Raw genomic sequence first — 21,432 nt, 5'->3', positions numbered from 1 at the left:
CGGGCGCGGGCGGCTCGGGTCGCCGCCGTGCTCGCCCTCGCCGGCCTCGCGGCCGCGAGCGTCCTGTGGCTCGCGAGCCCGCCGCCGGCGCCCCGGCGCTCCCCCCCGGCGACGGGCGCCACGCAGGCGACCCGGCACGCGCCGATCCCGCCCGCCGAGCTCGCGCCGTCGAGCGCCCCGCCGCCGGCGCGGCCGCCCGGGCTCGCCGGCGACTGGCACCTCGTGTTCGACGACGAGTTCAGCGGGAGCGCCCTCGACACGGCGCGCTGGTCCACCTGCTACGACTGGGGCTGCACGAACGAGGGGAACCCCGAGACCGAGTGGTACGAGGCGGCCAACGTGGCCGTCGGCGGCGGCGTCGCCTCGCTCACGGCACGCCCGGGGCCCGCCGCGGGCCGGCCCTTCACGTCGGGCCTCATCCAGACGAGCGGCCACTTCGCCTTCGAGCACGGCTACGTGGAGGTGCGCGCCGAGCTACCCACCGGCACCGGGCTGTGGCCCGCGGTCTGGATGCTCCCGGCCGACCACGCCTTCCCCCCCGAGATCGACCTCTTCGAGGTCTGGGGGTCGAACCCCGACCAGGCGATGCTCGGGGTCCACGACCGGCCCGGCTCGCACCCGCACGCCATCGTCGAGGACCCGAGCCTGTCGACCGGCTACCACACCTTCGCCGTCGACTGGGAGCCGACGTCGATCACCTGGTACGTCGACGGGGTGCGCCGTTTCGAGGCCGAGGTCTCCGTCTCGACGCCGATGTACCTCATCGCCGACCTCGCCACGCTCGGCACGCCGAGCACCGACGTCGGGACGCGCTGGCCGGCGAGCCTGCGGCTCGACTACGTGCGCGTCTGGCAGCGCAGGTGAGCCTGCGGGCTGCGCCGGGCAGGGACGGACCGGAAGGAGACTGAGATGCACACGCTCGTGACCGGCGGTGCCGGCTTCATCGGGTCGACGCTCGCCGACCGCCTGCTGGCCGACGGCCACACGGTCGACGTCGTCGACGACCTGTCGACCGGGCGGCTCGCCAACCTCGCGGGCGCGATCGCGGCAGGGGCGCGCTTCGAGCAGATCGACATCTGCTCGGACGCGCTCACCGCCTTCGTCGCGCAGCGCCGACCGGAGGTCGTCTTCCACCTCGCGGCCCAAGCCAGCGTCGCCGCCTCGATCGCGGACCCCGCGCGCGACGCGACGGTGAACGTACTGGGCACCGTGCGCGTCCTCGACGCCGCGCGCCGGGCGGGGGTGCGCAAGGTCGTCGCCGCGGCGAGCGGCGGCACCCTCTACGGCGACGTCGACCGGGCGTGCCTGCCCGTCGCCGAGGACCACCCGCAGCGCCCCACCTCCTTCTACGGGATCACGAAGCGCGCGCTGCTCGACTACCTCGCCGCCTACCGCAGCCTCGCCGGCCTGCGCTCGGCCGCCCTCGCCCTCGCCAACGTCTACGGTCCCCGCCAGGACCCGAGCGGCGAGGCCGGCGTCGTCGCCATCTTCGCCGCGAACCTCGCCGCGGGGCGCCCCTCCACGATCTTCGGCGACGGGGGCCAGACGCGCGACTTCGTGTACGTCGACGACGTCGCCGACGCCTTCGTGCGAGCCGCAACGAGCGAGGCCGAGGGGACCTTCAACATCGGGACGGGCCGCGAGACCTCGGTCAACGAGCTCTACCTGGCGATGGCCCGGCTGGCGAGGGGTGCGCCGCCCCCGCTCCACGGACCGGCCCGGGTCGGCGAGGTGCGCGCCAGCGCGCTCGACTCGAGCCGCGCCGCACGCCTGCTCGGCTGGCGGCCCGCCACCAGCCTGACGGCCGGGCTCGCCGCGGTGCTCGAGCACGCGCGCGCCTCGGCTCGCACACCGGCGCGAGCCTCCTAGGACCCGTCCGGACCCCGCCGCGCGACGCCACGCTCAGGCGCGCCCCTCGACAGCCGACCGGCCGCCTCCGGCCGACCCGAGACGGCGGAACCGGTGGACGGTCCGGGCGATCGTCACGGCGGCGACGAGGACGACGAGGACGACGAGGAGCGTCCCGACGCCGAGCTCGTCGAGGTTGTGCACGTGGAGCCCCGTCGCGATCCCCGACGTCATGACGGCGGGGTCGGCGAGCCCAGCCCCGCCGGCCCCCGCGAAGAGGGCCCCGCCGACGAGCAGCGTCCAGCCCGCCCCCTCCTGCGCGACGCGCTCGGCGAGCTCGGCGGGCAGACGCTGGTGACGGACGAGCGAGCCGATGACGGCGCCCGCGCCGGCCAGGACCGCGGTGGTGCCGAGCCCGAAGGCAGCGCCGGGGACCCACCCCAGTGCGGCCGACGGCATGGCCGGCGCCAGGACGCTCGCCATGACGAGGGCGAAGGCCCCGAGGCCCCAGCCCGCGATGAACCCGTGCACCGCTGCCATCGCCGGCGTCGGCGTCCGCCCGGACCACTCGGCGGTCGCCGCGTGGCTCGGACGGTGGCAGCTGCCGATCCTCGGCGGCCACAGGTGCAGGTGCAGCGCGCAGCGCAGCCGCAGCACGTAGAAGGCGGCAGCGGCCATCACGGCGCCGACGACCACGTAGATGAGGGCGTTGTAGGTGGGGTCGTTGGCGACGTGGATGAGCCCGAGGTAGGCGAGCTCGGAGAGCAGCGCACGCTGGAAGGTGAACGACACGGAGAAGCTGAGGGCGGCGCGCATGCCCCGGCGGGCGGAGAACGAACCGAGGGCGTAGGAGAAGGTGATCGGCCACGTGTGCTCGTCCGGGGTGACGCCATGGACGACGCCGAGGACGATGGCGGTGACGACCACGACGCCGAGCGAGAGCCCGTGACGGGGGCTCCACAGGTCGAGCGAGACGAGCAGGTCCACGACTACCTACCCTCCACCGTGCGCCGCCCGCGCGCGCCGGCGACCCGGCTCGCGCCGGCGCGCTCGCTGGCGGACCGCCTCGGCGAGCCGGACGGGCGCCCGGAGCGCTCGGGGACGGCGAGCGGCGGGCCGGGCCGCCCGCCCCCGGCCACGGCGGCAGGGTCGACGCCGCCCCTCCCCAGGACCCACGGCCGGTGCGCGCGCCCGGCGCCGGCGCGCTCAGACCGAGCGCGGAGCGTGCCGCACCGGCGCGCCGAAGAGCGGCGCGAGGAGGCACACGTTCGCGAGCCCGGCCGCCAGGGGGACGAGGCCCACCGCGAGCAGTGCCCACCAGCCACCGCCGTCGGTCGTGCCGAGCCACGCGCCGAGACCGACGAGCACGGCGCCCGCGACGACGCGCGCGAGCCGGCCGGTCGCGCCTTCCAGGAACTGGATCAGTCGCATCGGACCACCTCCTCCGGGTGATACCCCACCCGGTATCTGACGATGAGCAACGACGCCCGGCCTCGCCGCCTTCCCGGTCCGTGGAGAAAGGACCGAAGGTCCCTCGCCGCGGCTCCCGCGTCGGCGCCCTCGAGGCGCCCGAGCGCGGGCCCGGCTCGTCCTCCGCCGGCCTACGCCAGCGCTGCGAGGGCTTCGAGGAGGGCGAGCTCGAGGACGCCCGCCTCGAGGGCGAGGACGTGCACCCTCGCCGCGAGCTCGGCGCGCAGCCGGGCGCGCTCGGTCGCGTCGAGGGCGAGCAGCGACGCCGTCTCCTCCGGTCGGAAGGCGATCGGCGCGAGCGACGACAGCCACGTCCCTGCTCGGTCCCGCCGCTGGGAGATCCCGACCACCTTGCGGCCTGCGAGGGTGACCTCGCCGGGCCCGAGGCCGGCGAAGCAGGCGAGCCGGCCGAAGGAGCCGGGCGCGAGCCCCCCGCGGTGCACGGCGAGGGAACCGGCGCCGACGAGGGGGCGCAGCGCCTCGCGCCACAGCTCGCCGAGCCAGAACGCCGCTCGCACGACGTCGCGTTCGTCGAGCGGGTCGCCGCGCGGCACGTACACGTCGAGCCAGACCTGGCGCCCGGGTGCCACGAGGACGGCGCCGCCGCCGCTCCGGCGGCGCACCAGCGAGCACCCAGCCGACGCGCACGCCTGCCGGTCGGCGTCCGCCTCCCGCTGGCTCGACCCGAGCACGAGGCCGGGAGCGCTCGGCCGGGCGAGCACGGCGAGGCGCGCGCCGCAGGGCTCCGGCCGCTCGAGCAGCGCCGCGGGCTCGCCGACGCGCTCGAGGAGCTGCCAGGTGCCGACCCGGCGGGGCGCTGGCGCGCGGCGCAGCGTCAGAGGCCCACCGCGTGCTCGAGGACCGGCGCCACGTACGGCCCCCAGTCCTCGTGGATGTCGCCGCTCGCGGCGAGCAGCCACACGCGCGAGCGCGGCTGGCGCGGCGGGCGCCGCAGGGTCAGGCCGGCCTCCTCGAGGAGGCGGTCCTCCTTCGCCGCGTTGCAGCGCCGGCAGGCGGCGACGACGTTGTCCCAGCTGTGCGCGCCGCCACGGCTGCGCGGCACGACGTGGTCGATGTTCTCCGCCTGCGCGCCGCAGTACTGGCAGCGATGGCCGTCGCGCGCGAACACGGCCCGGCGGGTGATCGCCAGCCTGGTCTGGCGCGGCACCCGCACGTAGCGGCCGAGGCGCACGACCGAAGGCTCGGGGTAGGCCGCTCGCGCCGAACGGAAGACGACGCCGGTCGCGTGCACCATCTCCGCCTTGCGGTCGAGGACGAGGACGAGCGCCCGGCGCGAGGAGACGACGCAGAGCGGCTCGAAGGTCGCGTTCAGGACGAGCGAGCGCCCGAACGCGTCACGCATGGTCGAACGGCGCCGCGTCGCCTCGCATGCTCGGGGAGGCTAGCGCGACCAGCGGCGCCACCGGCGGTAGGCGGCGAGGAGGCGCCGCTCCTCCCGGAGCCAGGCCAGGTGCTCGACGACGTCCGCGGGGCGCGGCGTCGCGTCCGGCGCGCCGTACGCGGTGGTGAGGCGGAAGGCGAGCCAGCGCCGGTCCGGCACGGGCAGGAACGGCGCCCGCCGCCACCAGCCGTCGGGAGCGAGCGAAGCCACGAGCCGCAGCGCCGTCGGCCACAGGTCCGGTCGGGCGACGACGGCGAGGACGGCGGGGAGGAGGCGGAGGCGCCGCGCGCGCCCCCCGCCGTCCATGAACCTGCTCAGCGTCCTCGGCGCCCGCGCAGGCGGCTGGCGAGCGAGGCGAGCAGGTCGCCCGAGCGGGTACGGCGCCCGCGGCCGGACCCGTCGGCAGGGCCGAACGCCTGGCGGGCGCTGCGCTCGAAGGCCAGCGCGGCGACCACCATGACGAGGAAGCCGAGGGTGCCGAGCAGCAGGGAGGAGCGGAAGGAAGCGAGCAGCACGGCGAGCCCCGCGACGAAGGCGAGGACCGACCAGCGCAGCGGTCGGCTGGCGAGCGAGCGGCTCGCCTCGGCGCGCACCCGCGTGACGAACGCGCGGTCGTCCGCGTAGAGCTTCTGCTCCATCTCCTGCAGGATGCGCTGCTCTTCCTCGGAAAGCGGCACCCGCTCCCCTCCTCGGCTGGCCATCGCCCAGCCCTCAGCCCGCAGATCCCGGCACATTGTCGCGCGCGCCCGTCGCGCCAACAACGGCGCGCGCCGCCCTCGGCGCGCCCGAGCGAGCCCGCCGAGCGCCTCGCGCGACCTCGGCAGCGGGCCCGATCGCGCCCTCGCCGTAGCGGCGGCGGATCGAGGCGGTCGCCGCCTCGAGCTCGCCCCGGCGCCCGTCGCTCGTGGCCCCCGCGGCGCCGAAGAGGTCGAGCTGGTGCCCGGGCGCGAGCTCGAGCGGGCACAGCCCCGAGGCGCTCACGCCGAGGAGCCGCACGGTGCGCTCGACGTCGACGCTCCCGAGCAGCTGGCCGGCGGCCGCGGCGATCTCGGCCGCCGTCGTGAACCCGCGCCGGGAGGTCACCGACCGGGTGGTCGTCGCGAGGTCGCCGAAGCGCACCTTCAGCGTCACGGTCCTGGCGAGCACGTGCTCCTGCCGGCAGCGCTCGGCGACGGCGGCGGCGAGCTCGCGAACCTTGCGCGCGAGCGAGTCGCGGCACGCGTCGTCGCGTGGGAACGTCTCCTCCCGGCCGATCGAGCGCACTGGGCGCTCGGGCCGGACCGGGCGCGGGTCGTGCCCCCACGCGAGCGCGTGGAGCACGTCGCCCCTCGCCCGCCCGAGCAGCCGGCGCACCTGCTCGGCTTCGAGCGCGGCGAGCTCCCCGACCGTCTCGACGCCCACCTGCCGCAGCCGCCCGGCCGCGCGGGGCCCGACCCCGGGCAGGGCGCTGACGGGGTGCGGCCAGAGGAAGTCGAGCTCGCGCGCCGGCGACACGACCCGCACCCCGGGCCCCGACCGCAACGTGCCCGCGTCGACGCTCGGCTTGGCCGCGCGCGACGCCAGCTTGGCGACGAGCTTCGTCCGCCCGACGCCAACCGAGCACACCAGGCCGAGCTCGGCCGCGATCGCGCGCCGCAGCTCGATGGCGATCGCCGGGCTCGGCCCGAGCAGCCGGTGCGCGCCCGACACGTCGAGGTAGGCCTCGTCGAGCGCCACCGGCTCGACGAGCGGGGTGACCGAGGCGCACAGCGCCACGAGCCGCCGGTGCACCGCTGCGTACGCCTCGTGGCGCACGGGCAGGAAGGCAGCTGACGGGCAGCGGCGACGCGCCTCGGCCATGGGCATCGCCGAGGCGATGCCGAAGGCCCTCGCCTCGTAGGAGGCCGAGGCGACGACGCCGCGCCCGCCGGTGCCCCCGACGACGACCGGCCGGGCGCGAAGCGAGGGGTCGGCGAGCACCTCGATCTGCGCGAAGAAGCAGTCCATGTCGACGTGGAGGACGTCGGTCGCCCCGCCGCCCCCCTCGTCGGGCACCGTCACCGGCCGAGGTAGAGGCGGCGGAACGCCTCGGCGAAGGCGACGCCGGCGACCCGCCCCGCCGCGCTCGCCCGCTCCTCGATCGCCTCGGCGAGGAGGCGCCCCGAGCCCTCGAGCTGGCTCTCGTGGCGAAGGACGGCCTCCACCTTGCGCCGGATGGTCGACGAGACGTCGACGTAGGCGTTCGGCTCGAGCGACCCCGAGAGGTAGGCGACCTCGACGGGGTGCGGCGGCCCCGCCTCGGGGAAGTACAGCGGCGCAGCCGCCGCCGGCGCCGCGGCGTCGAGCGCCGCGAAGCCGACGACGCGGTGGTCGCGGTGGCTGTAGTAGTGCTCGCCGAAGAAGACGGCCGTGGGGTCCGGGCACACGAGCGCGTCGGGTCGGAGGCGCCGGATGAGGGAGACGAGCTCGAAGCGCAGCGCCAGGTCGTTGTCGATCTCCCCGTCCCGGTGGCCGAGGGGGTGGACCTCGGCGACGCCGAGGAGGGCGCTCGCGGCGGCGACCTCCGCCCGGCGCCGCCGGGCGAGCTCGCCGGCGTCCGCCGCGGGGTCGGGCGATCCCTTCTCCCCGAGGGTGCACACGACGACGTGGACCTCGCAGCCTTGCTCGGCCCAGGCCGCGAGCGTGGCCCCGCACGAGACGTCGGCGTCGTCGGGGTGCGCGTAGACGGCGAGGGCGCGCGACGGCGCCCCCGCGACGAGCTCAGCCACGGCGCGGGTCGTCCGGCGGATTCAAGTGGTGCTTGGGCGCGGTCGTCTTCGTGAGCAGGCCGGCCTCGCGCGCGAAGTCCCCGGCCTCCTCGAAGCCCTTGTACACGCTGGCGAAGCGCAGGTAGGCGACGTGGTCGACGGCGCGCAGGCGGTCGAGCACCGCGATCCCGATCTGCTGGCTCGTCACCTCGGGGCCGACCTGGGCGAGCGCGGCCTCCACGTCGGCGGCCAACGCGTCGACGACGTCCTCGCCCACCGGCCGGTTCTTGCACGCGGCGCGCACCCCCGACGCCACCTTCGCCCGGAGGAAGGGCTCGCGCTGGCCCGAGCGCTTCGTGACGACGAGGGCGCTGCCGGCGATGCGCTCGAAGGTCGTGAAGCGGTAGCCGCAGGAGCGGCACTCGCGCCGGCGCCGCACCGCCGCCCCGAGGTCCACCTCGCGCGAGTCGACGACGCGGTCATCGGAAGCTGCGCAGCGCGGGCAGCGCACGAGGTGACGCTAGCCGGTGGCGACCGGACGCCGTCGCGGCGCGCCGCAGGGGACGGCCAGCTCGCTCCCGGCGAGGAGGACCGCGCCGTGCACCTGCGCGGCGAGCCGATCGACGAGGGGGCGCGGATCGCCCCCCGGCTCGGCGCGCGTGGCGATCGACCAGAGCGTGTCGCCCTCGCGCACGACGTAGCGGCAGCTCCCGCCGCCCACCTGGCTCGCCGCCGGTCGTGCGCCGAGGGAGCGCAGCGCGCCGGCGCCGAACCACAGGCCGACGAGCGCGCCGAGCGTCGCGAGACCGGCGACGGCGCTGCGGGCCCGTGCCCGCCACGCGCCCTGCCGGGGGTCGCGCGCCGGGCGCCTCGCGCCCGCCCCTCCCTCGAGCAGGCGCAGGTGGGCGCCCCTGCCCGCGGCGCCGAGCCGGTGCGTGCCACCGACGACGAGCGCGGCCATCGCTCGACCTCCTCCGCCGACCGCGCCGCGACTGCCCACGGCCCGTCCGGCGCTCATCGAACACCTGTTCGGCGTTCGCGGCGATCCTGTCACGAACACCTGTTCGACGTCAACACTCCTTCGAACACACGTTTCACGAACAGATGTTTGCCTGGCGCTGTGACAGCCGCTACGGTGGCGCCGGCGGTATCGGCAGCGGAGGGGGGCGACGTGGCAGTACTGAGCGGCAAGCGGCGGGCGATCCTCGAGTTCATCGCCGCGCAGCTCGAGGAGCGCGGCTACCCCCCCTCGGTGCGCGAGATCGGGGAGGCGGTCGGGCTCACCTCCTCCTCGACGGTGCACGCCCACCTCCAGGTCCTCCAGCGCGAGGGCTACCTGCGACGAGACCCGACCAAGCCGCGCGCGATCACCGTCTCGCGCGAGCCGATCGCCGGAACGCCGCGGCGCCTGCGGCCCGTCACCCACGTCCCGCTCGTCGGGCGCGTCGCGGCCGGCACCGGGGTCCTCGCCGAGGAGGACGTCGAGGACGTGGTCCCGCTCCCGGCCGACCTGACCGGCTCGGGCGAGCTGTTCATGCTGCGCGTCCGGGGCGACTCCATGGTCGGCGAGGGGATCCTCGACGGCGACCTCGTCGTCGTCCGGCGCCAGCCGAGCGCCGAGCCAGGCGAGCTGGTCGTCGCCGGGATCCCCGACGGGGAGGCGACCGTGAAGCGCCTCGCCCGGCGGGGGGCCAGCGTCGTCCTCCGGCCGGCCAACCCCGCCTACGACGAGCTCGTGCTCGCGCCGGACGAGGTCACCATCTACGGGAAGGTCGTCGCGGTCCTGCGTCGGCTGTAGCTAGCACGGGCTCGCCGTGCCGCGCCCGAGGAGGCCCGCCAGCGCCTCGTAGACCGCCTCGAGCTCGGCGCGCCCGACGCGCTCGTCCTCGCGGTGCGCGAGCAGCGGGTCGCCGGGGCCGAAGTTCGCCGCCGGGACGCCGCGCTCGGCGAAGAAGGCGACGTCGGTCCAGCCGAGCTTCGCCGCCGGGGCCGTGCCGCTCGCCGCGACGAGGGCGGCGAGCGCCGGGTGGTCGAGGTGCGGCGGGGCGGCCGGCGCGAGCTCGAGGCGCTCGACCCGGTCGCCGAAGGCCGGCTCGAGCGCGGGGGCGAGGAGGTCGGCGAGCGCCGCCTCGGCCTCGCCGCCCGAGCGGTCCGGGGCGAAGCGGTGGCTGAGGACGACGCGGCAGGCGTCCGGCACGACGTTCCCCGCCACGCCCCCCTCGATCGACACCGCCTGGAGCGTCTCGTGGTACTCGCAGCCATCGAGGACGGGCCGCCGCTCCTCGAACGCCGCGACGCGCTCGAGGAGCGGCGCGACGCGGTGGATGGCGTTCACGCCGGTCCAGGGGCGGGCGCTGTGCGCCCGGCGGCCCGCCAGGGTCACCCCGAGACGCAGCACGCCCTGGCACCCCGCCTCGACCCGACCGGCGGTGGGTTCGAGCAGCACCGCGGCGTCGGCCTGCAGGAGGTCGGGGCGGGCCGCCTCGATCTCGAGGAGCCCCGAGTCCGCTCGAGCGACCTCCTCGCGGGCGTAGAAGACGAAGGTGCGGTCGCAGGACGCGCCCTCGAGCGCGGCGAGCGCGACCATGACGGCGAGGCCCGACTTCATGTCCGCGCTGCCGCACCCGTAGAGGACGTCGCCGTCGAGCACGGGTCCGCCGCCAGCGGGCGGGACGGTGTCGAGGTGCCCGGCGAGCAGGAGGCGGAGGCCGAGTGCGTCGGGCGAGCGGGCGACGAGGTTGTCGCCGATGCGGACGACCTCGAGCGCCTCGCGGGCGCGCAGGAGCCCCTCGAGGTGGTCCGCGAGGGCGCGCTCGTGCCCGCTCGCCGAGGGGATCGCGACGAGCTCGGCGGTGAGCGCGAGCAGGTCCACGAGCTCGCCGTGCGCCTACGCGGAGGCGCCGTGGGTGCGCAGCAGCTCGTTGAGCTGCGCCTTGTCGTGGCGCTCGCCCTCCTCGAGCCGCTTGACGACGAGCACGCACGGGAGGAAGAACTCGCCCCCACCGTAGGTGCGCCGCCGCGAGGCGCCGACCGCGACCGACCAGGGCGGCACCACCCCTCGGGAGAGCTCCTCGCCGGTCTCGGCGTCGATCACCGGGATCGAGGGGTTGAGGATCGCGCCCGCGCCGAGGACCGCCCCGCGACCGATGCGCGCCCCGTCGGTCACCATGCAGCGGCTCCCCACGAGCGCGTCGTCCTCGACGACGACCGGCACGGCGTTCGGCGGCTCGAGGACACCGCCGATGCCGACGCCGCCCGCGAGGTGCACCCGCTCGCCGATCTGCGCGCACGAGCCGACCGTCGCCCACGTGTCGACCATGCTCCCCGCCCCGACGCGCGCCCCGATGTTCACGTAGCTCGGCATGAGGATGGCGCCGCGGTCGATGAAGGCACCCCAGCGCGCCGAGGCCCCGGGGACGACCCGCACCCCGGCGGCCTCGTAGCCGGTTTTGAGCGGCAGCTTGTCGGCGAACTCGAACGGGCCGAGCGGCACCGTCTGGACGCGACGCAAGCGGAAGAAGAGCAGGATCGCCTGCTTCAGCCACTCGTGGACGACGACCGTGCCGCTCGCCGCGTCCACCTCGGCGACACGGGCCGCCCCGGTGTCCAAGAGCTCGATCGCCTCGCTCACGGTGGCGAGCGCCGCCGGGTCCTCCTCCTGCAGCGTCTCGCGTCGCTCCCACAGCTCCCCGATCGCCGATGCCAGGTCCTGCATCTGCCTCCTCCCCGAGGGGCGCACGCTAGCGCCTCGCCGTCAGTCGACGCCGAGGCGGCGGGCGACGAGCTCGATGCGCTCGTCGGGCTGGACGACCGCGAGTCGGACGTAGCGCGCGGCGCTCCTGCCGTAGAACTCGCCGGGGCTGACGAGCGCGCCGGCGCGCTCGGCGAGGCGGCGCGCGAAGGACCACGCCGGGTCCTCGCTGCCTCCCGCCGCCTCGGGCGCCGCGACCCACAGGTAGAAGCCGCCCGCCGGCAGGCGAGCCGGCACCCCGAGCGCGGCGAGGATCGCCACGACGCGCTCGAGGCGGCGGCGGTAGCGCTCGCGCTGGAGCTCGACGTGCGCGTCGTCGTCGAGCGCCACGGCCGCGGCGGCCTGCACGGGGCCGGGCACCATGAAGCCGGCGTGGCGGCGGAGCTCGGAGAGGAAGCCGACGAGGTCGGGGTCCCCGGCGTAGAAGCCGAAGCGCAGGCCGGCCGCGTTCGAGCGCTTCGAGATCGAGTGGATGGCGAGGACGCCCTCGAGCCCGGTCGCCAAGATGGTGCGCGGCGGGCCGTCCCAGGTGAACTCGGCGTAGCACTCGTCGGACAGCACCGGCACCCCGCGCGCCCGGCCCCAGCTCGCCGCGGCGGCGAGGTCGTCGAGGGCGCCGGTCGGGTTCGACGGGCTGTTCAGCCACAGGCACAGCGCCCGCTCGGCGTCGCGCGCCGCGATCGAGTCGAGGTCCATCGTGCCGTCCTCGCGCGCCGGGACCGGGACCGCCCGGCAGCGCGCGAGCTCGGCCCCCATCGCGTACGTCGGGTAGGAGACGGCCGGGTAGAGCACGGTGTCGCGCTCGGGCGCGCGCAGCCGCAGCCAGTGCGGCACCCCGGCGACGAGCTCCTTCGTCCCGACGCACGCCGCGAGCTGGCCGCGCTCGAGCGAGACGCCGAAGCGCCGCTCGAGCCACCCGCGGGCCGCGTCGAGCACGCGCGGCGACCCGACGCCGGCGGGGTAGCCGCGGGCCGAGACGGGATCCGCGAGGGCGTCGACGACGGCGGCCGGGGGCGGGTCGCACGGCGTGCCGACGGAGAGGTCCACGAGGCCGCCCGGCAGCGCCTGCGCGAGGGCCGCGAGCGGGGCGAGGCGGTCGAAGGGGTAGACCGGCACCTCGAAGGGCGCGGGCGCGCTCATCGGCGCGCGGCTCCCCGCCGGGCCCCGGCGCCCTGCCCGCGCCGTCCGCCCGGCCACCGGCCGCCGCCCTGGGGCCGCGCGCCGGACCACGCCGCCGCGCTCACTCGCCCGAGCGCGCGCCGTCGACGCCGAGCGACGCCGCGGGCGCAGAGAAGGCGGCGAAGCGTCGGCGCGACGCCTCGTCGAGGCGGGCGCGCACGTGCAGCGACCCGCCCGCGTCGCGCTGCTCGAGGACCTCCCCGGCGCGATGGAGCGCGGCGAGAACGTCCCCCCGCTCGTAGGGGACGGCGAGGTCGACGGTGCGGTCCGCGGCGCGAAGGGCCGCAGCCACCGCTTCGAGGAGCGCCGGCAGGCCGGCACCGCTGCGCGCCGAGCAGGCGACGGAGCCGGGGTGCGCGCGCACGAGGCGGCGCGCCGCGGCGGGGTCGAGGTCCGCCTTGTTGTAGACGAGGAGCTCGGGGATCGAGGCGGCACCGATCTCGGCGAGCACGGCGCGCACGGCCGCGACCTGCGCGTCGGGGTCGGGGGCGGAGGCGTCGACGACGTGGACGAGGAGGTCCGCGTCGGTGACGACCTCGAGGGTGGAGTGGAAGGCCTGCACGAGCTGGTGGGGCAGCTTGCGCACGAAGCCGACGGTGTCGGAGCACAGCACCGCCTCCCCGCCGGGCAGCTCGAGGCGGCGCGTCCGGGGGTCGAGCGTGGCGAAGAGGCGGTTCTCGACGAGCACGCCGGCGTCGGTCAGCGCGTTGAGGAGGGTCGACTTGCCGGCGTTCGTGTAGCCGACGAGGGACAGCGAGCGCAGCGCGGCGCGGCGGCGGGCACGGCGCTGGGTTCGCCGCGTCGCCTCGAGCGTGCGCAGCTCCGCCTCGAGGTGCTGGATCCGGCGCGCGATCCGGCGGCGGTCCACCTCGAGCTGCGTCTCGCCGGGGCCGCGCGTGCCGATGCCCCCGGCCTGCTGCGACAGCCCCCCGCCCCGCCCTCGAAGGCGCGGCAGCCGGTAGCGCAGGAGTGCCAGCTCGACCTGGGCCCGACCCTCCTGCGTGCGGGCGTTCTGGGCGAAGATGTCCATGATCACCGCCGTCCGGTCGATGGCGCTGCGCCCGAGGAGGTGCTCGAGGTTGCGCTGCTGGGCGGGCGTGAGCTCCTCGTCGAAGACGACCGTGTCGGCGTCGACCTCCTCGCAGAGCCGGTGGAGCTCCGCCGCCTTGCCTCGACCGATGTAGGTCGCCGGGTCCGGCGTCTCGCGTGCCTGGACGACCCGGGCGACCTCGTCCGCCCCCGCGGTGTCGACGAGGAGGCGCAGCTCGTCGAGGCTCGCCTCGACCTCGGCGAGGGTGCGCGGCCAGGTCACCACGCCGACGAGGACGATGCGCTCGCGAAAGCTCCGCTCGATGAGGCTCACGCGCCAGCCGGCTCCCTCGCGCCGAGCTCCTCGAGGTCGACCGTGACGCCGGCGACGTGCCGGGCGGGGCCGACCAGGCGCGCCCGCGGGCGCGCCGGGTCCGTCCCGGACAGCTCGACCGTGAGCGGCCCCCCGGGGTTGTGCACGACGACGCGGTCGCCGGTCACGCCCGCGAGTCGGGCCGCGCCAGCGGCCGCGCAGCTCCCGCTGCCGCAGGCCCTCGTGAGGCCCGCGCCCCGCTCCCAGACGACGAGCTCCAGCTCGCCGCGCCCGTGCGGCACGACGAACTCGACGTTCACGCCGCCGGGCGTCGCCGCCTCGAGACGGGCGCCGAGCGCGGCGACGGTGCCCTCGTCCGGGATGGGGCCGAGGATGACGAGATGGGGGTTGCCGGCGTCGACCCGGAAGGACCGGTGCCCGCGAAGCGGCGGGCACGCCTCCTCGGCCACCTCGAGCGGCCCCATGTCCACGGCGACGACCCCGGCGGCGCCGGCTGCCGACTCGAGGCGCACCGCGTGCGCACCCGCGTCCGTATCGATGGAGAACGCCGCGCCGTCGACGAGGCCGGCGCGCGCCGCGGCGAGCGCGGCGCAACGCAGGCCGTTCCCGCTCGTCTCGGCCCGGCTCCCGTCGGCGTTGCGCAGCTCCATGCGCACCGCCCCGGGCGACGCGCCCGGGCGCAGCCAGATGAGGCCGTCCGCGCCGACGCCCGCGTGGCGGTCGCACAGCGCCGCCGCGAGGCGCCCGTCGGACGCGAAGGCGCGCGCGAGGTCCACGACGACGAGGAAGTCGTTGCCGAGCGCCTCGTACTTCTCGAGCGCGAGCGTCCTCATCGCGCCGCCCCTCGGCGCTCCGAGCCGATGCACCAGCCCCGGGTCACGACACCATTGTCCCACGCAACCGGCCGCTTCCGGTCGGGTCGACGAGCGCGGCCGCGGCATCGAGGAGGTCGGGGCGATCGGCGTCGAGCCAGACGACCCGCGGGTCGCGGCGGAACCAGGCCTCCTGGCGGCGGGCGAGCCGGCGCGTGCGCCGGAGGATCTCCGCGCGCGCCTGATCGAGCGGCAGCCCCTCCTCGAGGTGCCGGAGCAGCTCCCGGTAGCCGAGCGCCTGGCGCGCCGTCAGCGAGATCCCCTCGGGGCGGCGGGCGAGGGCCTCGACCTCCGCCACGAAACCGGCTGCGAGCTGGCGCTCGAGGCGCTGCGCGATCCGACGGGCGAGCGCGGCGCGCCCGAGGCGCAGTCCGACGAGCGGAACGGTCGCCGGCGGGTAGGCGGTGAGGCCGGGGCCGTACGAGCTGAACGGACGGCCCGAGCCGATGCTGACCTCGAGGGCGCGCACGATGCGGCGACGATTGCCTGGCTCGATCCGACTCGCCGCGGTCGGGTCGAGCACGCGCAGGCGCTCGTAGAGGGGCGCGACGCCGACGGCCGCCGCCTCTGCCTCGAGGGCGGCCGCCACGGCCGGGTAGCGCCCGGGCAGCTCGAGGCCGTCGAGAACGGCCCGGAGGTACAGGCCCGTCCCGCCGACGAGCAGCGCGCGCCGGCGGCGCGCGGCGAGGCCGTCGAGGACGCGGCGCGCCTCGGCCTGGAACTGCGCGACCGAGTAGGGCTCGCTCGCGTCGACGAGGTCGAGGAGGTGCCAGGTGACGCCGGCGCGCTCGGCGGGCGAGGGCTTCGCCGTCCCGACGTCGAGCCCCCGGTAGACGGCCATCGCGTCGACCGACACGAGGTCGAGATCGAGGAGCCGGGCGAGCGCGACGGCGAGGGCCGTCTTGCCCGTCGCGGTCGGGCCGAGGATCGCCCCCGCGACGGGGGCGATGCCCGAGCGGCTGACCTGGTCTTTGACCCCACACTCGCCCGCCGAGGGGCTCGCGCGCCGGGCGGCGGCAGCCGGCGCGTGCCGGCTCGGCGCCGCCTCGCTAGGCACGCTTCACCCCTTCTCCGCCGGGCGCCGTCCGGCGCCACGCCGGGCGGGGCTTACCTCTAAGCCGCACCATGCTCGGCGACCACGGGTCGCCTTACGTGGGTCGTTTCGCCTGCGGCTGGCATCGACTTGCAACCACAGTCCCGCTCGGGCACCGCCGCTGCCAGCCTAGGCCGGGCGCGGTGGCGCCACCTCGCCCACCGCGGGGGCCGGCCCCGGGTCGACCCCGGCCGCCGCCGCGAGCTCGAGCGCCGCGACGTCGCCGACGAGGACGAGGTCGAGGAGCTGCGCGAGGCGGCCGTCGCCCTGCGCCTCGACGCGCTCGCGCGCCGCGACCACCTCGTCGAGCAGCTCGGCGAGGCGCACGTCGCGCGGCGGATCGAAGGAGGTGAGGAGCTCCACGGCGACGAGGAGCTGGCGCGTGACGTCGCCGGCCTGGCCGAAGGCGCTCACCCAGTCGCGCTCGAGGTCCGGCGAGCAGGCCGCGAGCGCGAGGACCTTCGGGCCGAGGCGCACCGCCGTCGCGAGGCGACGCGCCGCCACGGCGCCCGGGCCGGCGGCGCCGAGCACGAGCGGGAACGAGCCGTCGACGGCGCGCGCGAGGCGCAGCGCCGGGCTGTCCCCGCCGAGCAGGGCGGCGCGCCGGCGGCGCGTCGCGGCCATAGCCGCCTCGATCGCCTCACGACCGCCGGGCAGGACGCCGAGCTCGTGGGCGAGCACGAAGAGGGGGGCGACGAGGTGGCCGAGCGCGGCCCGCGCGTCCCGTGCCGAGCGCGGCACGCCGAGGCGCTCGACGCCGAGCTCGAGCGCCACCTCGGCGAGGCGTCCCTCGCCGGCGACGAGGATGGCGGAGGCGCCGCGCGCCTTCGCCTCGGCGAGGGCGTCGGCGCAGGCCGGGTCGCTCGGGTCGCTCGACTCGACGCACACGAGCGTCGACTCGCCGACGAAGCCGGGCAGGCGCACCGGCGGCACGACGACGAGCGGCACGCCGAGCTCGTCGCCGGCCGCGCCGGCGAGGCAGGCGCCGCCGATGGCGTCGGGACCGGCGGCGACGACGACGAGCGCGGAGGGCCGCGCCGGCAGCCCGTCCGCCAGCCCGGCGGCGGCCGTCGCCGCCCGGCCGAGCTGCTCGGGCAGCTCGAGGGTGGCGGCGAGCAGGTTCTGGCTGTCGGGCGCGTCAGGGTGCAGCGGCGTCCTCCGAGGCCTCGGGGCCGCCGGTCGTCCGCGCGGCCTCGGACTTCGCGCTGAGCCGCGCGTGCTCGGCGTCGTCGACGGTCTCCGCCTCGCCGACGAGGAGGACCGGGATCCCGTCGCGGATCGGGTAGCGGCGCCTGAGGCGCGGGTTGTACAGCGACGCCTCGTCCTCGAAGTACCACAGCGGCGCCTTGTCCTCGGGATCGACGAGGATCTCGAGCAGCAACGGGTCGAGCCCCACTCAGCCTCCCTCCCTCCCGTGCGCCGGCACGCCGAGCTCGTCGATCGCGCCGAGCACCTCCTCCACGTGCGCGGCGACGGCCGCCTCGTCGGCTGCCTCGACGTTCAGGCGGAGCAGCGGCTCGGTGTTCGACGCCCGGAGGTTGAACCACCAGCCGCCGAAGTCGGCGGTGAGGCCGTCCAGGCGGTCGATCGAGGCGCCGAGCGCGCCGAAGCGCGCGGCGAGGGCCTCGATCACGCGTCCCGGGTCCGGGACGCGTCGGTTGATCTCGCCGGAAGCGGCGTAGCGCTCGAAGGGCCGGCGCAGCTCCGACAGCGGCACGCCGGCGCGCGAGAGCACCTCGAGGACGACGAGCGCGGCGATGATGCCCGAGTCGGCTCGGTAGTTGTCCCGGAAGTAGTAGTGCCCCGAGTGCTCCCCGCCGAAGACGGCGCCCGTCTCGGCCATCACGGCCTTGATGAACGAGTGTCCGACTCGGGTGCGCACGCCGATCCCGCCGTGCTCGGCGATGACCTCGGGGACGGCCTTCGAGCAGATGCAGTTGTAGAGGATCGTGGCGCCCGGGTGCTTCTCGAGCATGGCCTCGGCCACGATCGCCGTCGTCGTCGATCCCGAGAGCGCCCGGCCGAGGTCGTCGACGAGGAAGACGCGATCGGCGTCCCCGTCGAAGGCGAGTCCGACGTCCGCCCCCACCTCCTCGAGGCGGGCCGTGAGGTCGCGCAGGTTCTCGGGCTGGATCGGGTCGGCCGGGTGGTGCGGGAAGGTGCCGTCGAGCTCGCCGTAGAGGACCTCGAGGCGGAAGGGCAGGCCGGAGAAGACACGGGGCGCGACGAGGCCACCCATGCCGTTCGCGGTGTCGGCGACGATGGACAGCGGCGCGAGCCTCGAGGCGTCGACGAAGCTGCGGACGTGCGCGGCGAACTCGTCGAGCAGGTCGCACGCCACGAGCGAGCCGGCGGCGCCGACGCGGGCCGTTCCCGGCTCGGCGAGCACCTCCTCGGCGAGGCGCCGGATCTCGGCGAGGCCGCTCTCCTCGCCCACCGGCCGGGCGCCGGCGAGGCAGAACTTCATCCCGTTGTAGGCCGACGGGTTGTGGGAGGCCGTGAGCATCGCCGCCGGCGCGTCCAGGTGCCCGGACGCGAAGTAGACGAGGTCGGTCGAGGCGAGGCCGAGGTCGACGACGTCGCTGCCGGCGCCGCGCGCGCCCTCGATGAACGCGGCGGCGAGCGCGGGGCCCGAGACCCGCATGTCCCGGCCCACGAGCAGCCGGCGCGCGCCCTCGGACCGGGCCGCGAAGCGCGCGAAGCCGGCGCCGATCGCGAAGGCGGCGCGCTCGTCCAGCTCGTCGGGGACGACCCCGCGCACGTCGTAGGCCTTGAAGATCCGGGCGAGCGGCGTGCTCGGCGTCACGACGGCGAGCCTACCCGGCGCCGGCCTAGTGTCCCGTGGCCACGACGACGAAGGTCGCCGCGTTGAAGGCGACGTGCGCGACGATCCCCGGGCCGAGGCGGCCCGTCCGCCACGCGAGCACCCCGAGGACGACGCCGAAGCCGACCAGGCCGAGCAGCTGGAGCGCCTCGAAGTGCGCGAGGCCGAAGACGAGCGCGCTCGCGCCGATCGCGACCGCCGGCGCGGCGCGCCCCAGGCGCCCGGACAGGCTGGCGAGCAGCCCGCGCAGGAGGAGCCCCCGGAAGAACAGCTCCTCGACGATCGGGCTGCCGAGGCAGACGAGCAGGCCGAGGACGACGAGCCCCGGCCCGCGCACGCCCGCCGTGAGGGCGTGCGCGGGCTCGCCGAGGCGGTGCGAGAGGTCGGGGACGAAGGGCGCGAGGACGAGCTCGAGGACGGGCACGAGCACGAACTGCGCCCCGAGCCCGGCCGCGATCCCGAGCGGGAGGTCCGGGAGCAGCCGCAGCGCGAAGCCGAGCCTCACCTGCCGGGCGACGCCGGCGCGCCGGCGGGTCGCCACCGCGACGGCGCCGAGCAGGCCCGCCCACAGCCCGAGCAGGCTCGCGACGTCGACCCCGTAGTGGCTCGGGTGGCGCGGGTGGTGGCTCGCCGCGGCGAAGATGCCCACCGCCACGGCCGACGCGACGAAGCCCGCGACGAAGCCGAGGACGGCGGCGCCGAGCAGGCGGTCGCCGAGCGCGGAGGCGTCGCGCCGACGAGGGGCGTCCCGCTCGTGCACGCCCCGAGCCTCCCCGGCGCGGACGGCCCGGTCAATCTCGGTCACGCCGCAGCCGCGCGAGCGGAACGCCGACCTGCGCGCGGGCCGCGGCGCCTACGATAGGGAGATGAGCCGTCAGCCACAGGACATGCGACCGCCCGGCCCCGGTCGGCAGGGTCCTGGCCTCCCCCAAGGTAGCGAGTCGACCTGGCGGTGGGTGCTCGCCGCCCTCGTCGTCGTGCTCGTCCTCGTCGTGTTCGGCTCGTCGTTCGTGTCGCACTCGTCCTCCTCGCAGCTCACGTACACGAGCTTCCTCGACAAGGCCGCGAGCCACCAGGTGGCGACGGCGAACTACAACAACTCGAGCGGCGTCATCACCGGGACGCTGAGCGACGGGCGCGCCTACACGACGACCGGGCCGCTCCCGCTGCCGGCGAGCGACCAGCAGACGCTGCGCCGTGACGGCGTGTCGCTCAAGTTCTCCTCGCCCGGCTCGAGCTTCCTGCCGAACCTGCTCATCTACCTGCTCCCGGTCGTCTTGTTCATCGCCTTCATCGCGTGGATCAACCGCCGGGCCCAGGGTCAGATGTCGGGCATCATGTCGATCGGGCGGTCGCGGGCCAAGGTGTACTCGACCGAGCGGCCGCGCACGACCTTCGCCGACGTCGCCGGCTACAGCGGGGTGAAGCAGGAGATCAGCGAGGTCGTCGACTTCCTCAAGTCTCCCGGGCGCTTCCGGGAGATCGGCGCGCGCATCCCGAAGGGCGTGCTCCTCGTCGGCCCGCCCGGGACCGGCAAGACGCTCCTCGCGCGAGCCGTGGCCGGCGAGGCGGGCGTGCCGTTCCTCTCCGTGAGCGGCTCGGACTTCATGGAGATGTTCGTCGGCGTCGGCGCGAGCCGGGTGCGCGACCTGTTCCAGACCGCCCGCAAGCAGGCCCCGGCGATCATCTTCGTGGACGAGATCGACTCGATCGGCCGCAAGCGCGGCGCCGGCCTCGGCGGCGGCCACGACGAGCGCGAGCAGACGCTCAACCAGATGCTCTCGGAGATGGACGGCTTCGACACCGCCGAGGGCGTCGTCATGATGGCGGCGACGAACCGACCGGACATCCTCGATCCCGCGCTGCTGCGGCCGGGCCGCTTCGACCGCCAGATCGTCGTGCCCCTCCCCGACCTCGACGAGCGCCGGCCGATCCTCGAGGTGCACTGCCGCGACAAGCGGATCGGGCCCGACGTCGACCTCGACGTCGTCGCGCGCGGCACCCCCGGGATGAGCGGGGCGGACCTCGCCAACCTCGTGAACGAGGCCGCGCTGCACGCCGTGCGGCGCAACAGCCAGGTGATCGAGATGCGCGACTTCGACGCGGCGCGCGACCGCGTCCTCATGGGCCAGCAGCGCGACTCGCTCGTGCTCTCCGACGCCGAGAAGGAGCGCGTCGCCTACCACGAGTCGGGGCACGCCGTGCTCGCCTACGTCCTGCCGTTCGCCGACCCGCTCCTCAAGGTGAGCATCATCCCGACCGGTCTCGCGCTCGGCGTCACCCAGCAGCTGCCCCTCGAGGAGAAGCACATCTACCCGCGCGAGTACATCGAGGACTCCCTCGCGGTCCGCATGGGCGGCCGGGTCGCCGAGCTGATCGTCTACGGGGACCTCTCGACCGGGGCGAGCGACGACCTCCAGCGCAACACCGAGCTCGCCCGCAAGATGGTCCGCGAGTGGGGCATGTCCGATCGCGTCGGCCCGATGGCGTGGGGCCCCCAGGGGATGGTCTTCCTCGGGGAGGACCTCATGCACTCGAGGGACTACTCGGAGGACACGAGCCGGGTCGTCGACGAGGAGGTGGCGAGGATCCTGCGCGAGCAGGAGGAGCGCGCCCGGCGGATCCTCCAGGAGCACCGCGCCGGCCTCGAGGCCGTGGCCCGGGCGCTGCTCGACAAGGAGACCATCGACGGCGCCGAGGTGGCCCGCCTGATCGACGAGGCCTTCGGCCGGCCGGTCCACGAGGACGGCGAGGAGCTGCACGTCGCGGGCGGGATGCTCGGCGGGGCGCCGCGCCCGCCGGTGCCCGCCGCCGCGGGCGACGGCGCGAGCGAGGCGCCCACCACGGCGCACCTGCCCGCCGAGTCGGTGGAGCCGCGGGGGCCGCGCGGCCCGCTCGGGTGAG

At 76.3% G+C, this 21,432-nt stretch carries 24 protein-coding genes; 4 read left to right on the top strand and 20 right to left on the bottom strand.

Features of this window, described 5'->3' with window-relative positions:
• Positions 1–27 precede the first annotated feature (27 nt).
• The gene (locus VKV23_03385; GenBank protein ID HLI15080.1) at positions 28–864 is read left to right on the top strand and encodes a glycoside hydrolase family 16 protein; all 837 of its coding nucleotides are present in this window, start codon (positions 28–30) and stop codon (positions 862–864) included.
• Between the two features lie 45 nt (positions 865–909).
• Positions 910–1,869, top strand: coding sequence for an NAD-dependent epimerase/dehydratase family protein (locus VKV23_03380; protein ID HLI15079.1), 960 nt, complete (start codon positions 910–912; stop codon positions 1,867–1,869).
• A 33-nt stretch (positions 1,870–1,902) separates the two neighbouring features.
• Here the strand turns inward: VKV23_03380 and VKV23_03375 are convergent, their stop codons facing one another.
• The 10 genes from VKV23_03375 to VKV23_03330 form a co-directional block, all read right to left on the bottom strand.
• On the bottom strand, positions 1,903–2,835 hold the full coding sequence (locus VKV23_03375) for a sulfite exporter TauE/SafE family protein (GenBank protein ID HLI15078.1): 933 nt from the start codon (positions 2,833–2,835) through the stop codon (positions 1,903–1,905).
• Between the two features lie 219 nt (positions 2,836–3,054).
• The gene (locus VKV23_03370; GenBank protein HLI15077.1) at positions 3,055–3,279 is read right to left on the bottom strand and encodes a DUF2892 domain-containing protein; all 225 of its coding nucleotides are present in this window, start codon (positions 3,277–3,279) and stop codon (positions 3,055–3,057) included.
• A 170-nt stretch (positions 3,280–3,449) separates the two neighbouring features.
• Positions 3,450–4,040, bottom strand: a complete 591-nt coding sequence (locus VKV23_03365) for a hypothetical protein (GenBank protein ID HLI15076.1) — start codon at positions 4,038–4,040, stop codon at positions 3,450–3,452.
• Between the two features lie 113 nt (positions 4,041–4,153).
• Complete coding sequence (locus VKV23_03360) at positions 4,154–4,681, bottom strand: HNH endonuclease (protein ID HLI15075.1); 528 nt, start codon at positions 4,679–4,681, stop codon at positions 4,154–4,156.
• A gap of 39 nt (positions 4,682–4,720) precedes the next feature.
• Positions 4,721–5,026: a hypothetical protein gene (locus tag VKV23_03355; GenBank protein ID HLI15074.1), complete on the bottom strand. Its 306-nt coding sequence runs from the start codon at positions 5,024–5,026 to the stop codon at positions 4,721–4,723.
• 8 nt (positions 5,027–5,034) lie between these two features.
• Positions 5,035–5,397 (bottom strand): DUF3040 domain-containing protein, encoded by a 363-nt coding sequence (locus VKV23_03350; protein HLI15073.1) that lies wholly within the window; start codon positions 5,395–5,397, stop codon positions 5,035–5,037.
• Positions 5,398–5,431: 34 nt separating this feature from the next.
• Entirely contained in the window at positions 5,432–6,760 is a 1,329-nt protein-coding gene (gene dinB / locus VKV23_03345; GenBank protein HLI15072.1) for a DNA polymerase IV, read from the bottom strand.
• Entirely contained in the window at positions 6,757–7,467 is a 711-nt protein-coding gene (locus VKV23_03340; protein HLI15071.1) for a PIG-L deacetylase family protein, read from the bottom strand. The genes dinB and VKV23_03340 overlap by 4 nt, the downstream gene beginning before the upstream one ends.
• On the bottom strand, positions 7,460–7,957 hold the full coding sequence (gene nrdR / locus VKV23_03335) for a transcriptional regulator NrdR (protein ID HLI15070.1): 498 nt from the start codon (positions 7,955–7,957) through the stop codon (positions 7,460–7,462). The genes VKV23_03340 and nrdR overlap by 8 nt, the downstream gene beginning before the upstream one ends.
• A gap of 9 nt (positions 7,958–7,966) precedes the next feature.
• On the bottom strand, positions 7,967–8,407 hold the full coding sequence (locus tag VKV23_03330; protein HLI15069.1) for a LysM domain-containing protein: 441 nt from the start codon (positions 8,405–8,407) through the stop codon (positions 7,967–7,969).
• A gap of 210 nt (positions 8,408–8,617) precedes the next feature.
• Between VKV23_03330 and lexA the strand changes: the two genes are divergently transcribed.
• Complete coding sequence (gene lexA / locus VKV23_03325; protein HLI15068.1) at positions 8,618–9,244, top strand: transcriptional repressor LexA; 627 nt, start codon at positions 8,618–8,620, stop codon at positions 9,242–9,244.
• On the opposite strand, the gene dapE is transcribed toward lexA, so the two are convergent.
• The 10 genes from dapE to VKV23_03275 all read right to left on the bottom strand — a co-directional run bounded on the left by dapE (position 9,245) and on the right by VKV23_03275 (position 19,333).
• Positions 9,245–10,318, bottom strand: coding sequence for a succinyl-diaminopimelate desuccinylase (gene dapE / locus VKV23_03320; GenBank protein HLI15067.1), 1,074 nt, complete (start codon positions 10,316–10,318; stop codon positions 9,245–9,247). It abuts the gene before it with no gap.
• Between the two features lie 15 nt (positions 10,319–10,333).
• Complete coding sequence (locus VKV23_03315) at positions 10,334–11,161, bottom strand: 2,3,4,5-tetrahydropyridine-2,6-dicarboxylate N-succinyltransferase (GenBank protein ID HLI15066.1); 828 nt, start codon at positions 11,159–11,161, stop codon at positions 10,334–10,336.
• Between the two features lie 39 nt (positions 11,162–11,200).
• Entirely contained in the window at positions 11,201–12,337 is a 1,137-nt protein-coding gene (locus VKV23_03310) for an aminotransferase class I/II-fold pyridoxal phosphate-dependent enzyme (GenBank protein ID HLI15065.1), read from the bottom strand.
• 100 nt (positions 12,338–12,437) lie between these two features.
• The gene (hflX, locus tag VKV23_03305; GenBank protein HLI15064.1) at positions 12,438–13,739 is read right to left on the bottom strand and encodes a GTPase HflX; all 1,302 of its coding nucleotides are present in this window, start codon (positions 13,737–13,739) and stop codon (positions 12,438–12,440) included.
• Entirely contained in the window at positions 13,736–14,572 is an 837-nt protein-coding gene (dapF, locus tag VKV23_03300; GenBank protein HLI15063.1) for a diaminopimelate epimerase, read from the bottom strand. The genes hflX and dapF overlap by 4 nt, the downstream gene beginning before the upstream one ends.
• A gap of 43 nt (positions 14,573–14,615) precedes the next feature.
• Positions 14,616–15,668, bottom strand: a complete 1,053-nt coding sequence (miaA, locus tag VKV23_03295) for a tRNA (adenosine(37)-N6)-dimethylallyltransferase MiaA (GenBank protein HLI15062.1) — start codon at positions 15,666–15,668, stop codon at positions 14,616–14,618.
• Between the two features lie 165 nt (positions 15,669–15,833).
• Complete coding sequence (locus tag VKV23_03290) at positions 15,834–16,652, bottom strand: SIS domain-containing protein (GenBank protein ID HLI15061.1); 819 nt, start codon at positions 16,650–16,652, stop codon at positions 15,834–15,836.
• Between the two features lie 190 nt (positions 16,653–16,842).
• The gene (locus tag VKV23_03285; protein HLI15060.1) at positions 16,843–17,100 is read right to left on the bottom strand and encodes a Trm112 family protein; all 258 of its coding nucleotides are present in this window, start codon (positions 17,098–17,100) and stop codon (positions 16,843–16,845) included.
• Positions 17,101–18,510, bottom strand: a complete 1,410-nt coding sequence (gene manB / locus VKV23_03280; GenBank protein HLI15059.1) for a phosphomannomutase/phosphoglucomutase — start codon at positions 18,508–18,510, stop codon at positions 17,101–17,103.
• Between the two features lie 25 nt (positions 18,511–18,535).
• The gene (locus VKV23_03275) at positions 18,536–19,333 is read right to left on the bottom strand and encodes a CPBP family intramembrane glutamic endopeptidase (protein ID HLI15058.1); all 798 of its coding nucleotides are present in this window, start codon (positions 19,331–19,333) and stop codon (positions 18,536–18,538) included.
• Between the two features lie 61 nt (positions 19,334–19,394).
• Here VKV23_03275 and ftsH point away from each other — a divergent pair, with 61 nt between their 5' ends.
• Positions 19,395–21,431, top strand: coding sequence for an ATP-dependent zinc metalloprotease FtsH (ftsH, locus tag VKV23_03270; protein ID HLI15057.1), 2,037 nt, complete (start codon positions 19,395–19,397; stop codon positions 21,429–21,431).
• The last annotated feature ends 1 nt before the right edge of the window (position 21,432 follow it).

The organism is Acidimicrobiales bacterium (assembly GCA_035294085.1).
Classification (GTDB): Bacteria; Actinomycetota; Acidimicrobiia; order Acidimicrobiales; family Bog-793; genus DATGLP01.
The sequence above is the reverse complement of the archived record's forward strand: the minus strand, read 5'-3'. Positions and strand labels throughout refer to the sequence as shown.

Coding starts and splice junctions, on each gene's coding strand:
- ftsH (HLI15057.1), top strand. CDS start 19,395: ATGAGCCGTCAGCCACAGGACATGCGACCGCCCGGCCCCGGTCGGCAG.
- VKV23_03355 (HLI15074.1), bottom strand. CDS start 5,026: ATGGACGGCGGGGGGCGCGCGCGGCGCCTCCGCCTCCTCCCCGCCGTC.
- VKV23_03330 (HLI15069.1), bottom strand. CDS start 8,407: ATGGCCGCGCTCGTCGTCGGTGGCACGCACCGGCTCGGCGCCGCGGGC.
- VKV23_03310 (HLI15065.1), bottom strand. CDS start 12,337: ATGAGCGCGCCCGCGCCCTTCGAGGTGCCGGTCTACCCCTTCGACCGC.
- VKV23_03315 (HLI15066.1), bottom strand. CDS start 11,161: ATGCAGGACCTGGCATCGGCGATCGGGGAGCTGTGGGAGCGACGCGAG.
- VKV23_03380 (HLI15079.1), top strand. CDS start 910: ATGCACACGCTCGTGACCGGCGGTGCCGGCTTCATCGGGTCGACGCTC.
- VKV23_03360 (HLI15075.1), bottom strand. CDS start 4,681: ATGCGTGACGCGTTCGGGCGCTCGCTCGTCCTGAACGCGACCTTCGAG.
- dapF (HLI15063.1), bottom strand. CDS start 14,572: ATGAGGACGCTCGCGCTCGAGAAGTACGAGGCGCTCGGCAACGACTTC.
- VKV23_03370 (HLI15077.1), bottom strand. CDS start 3,279: ATGCGACTGATCCAGTTCCTGGAAGGCGCGACCGGCCGGCTCGCGCGC.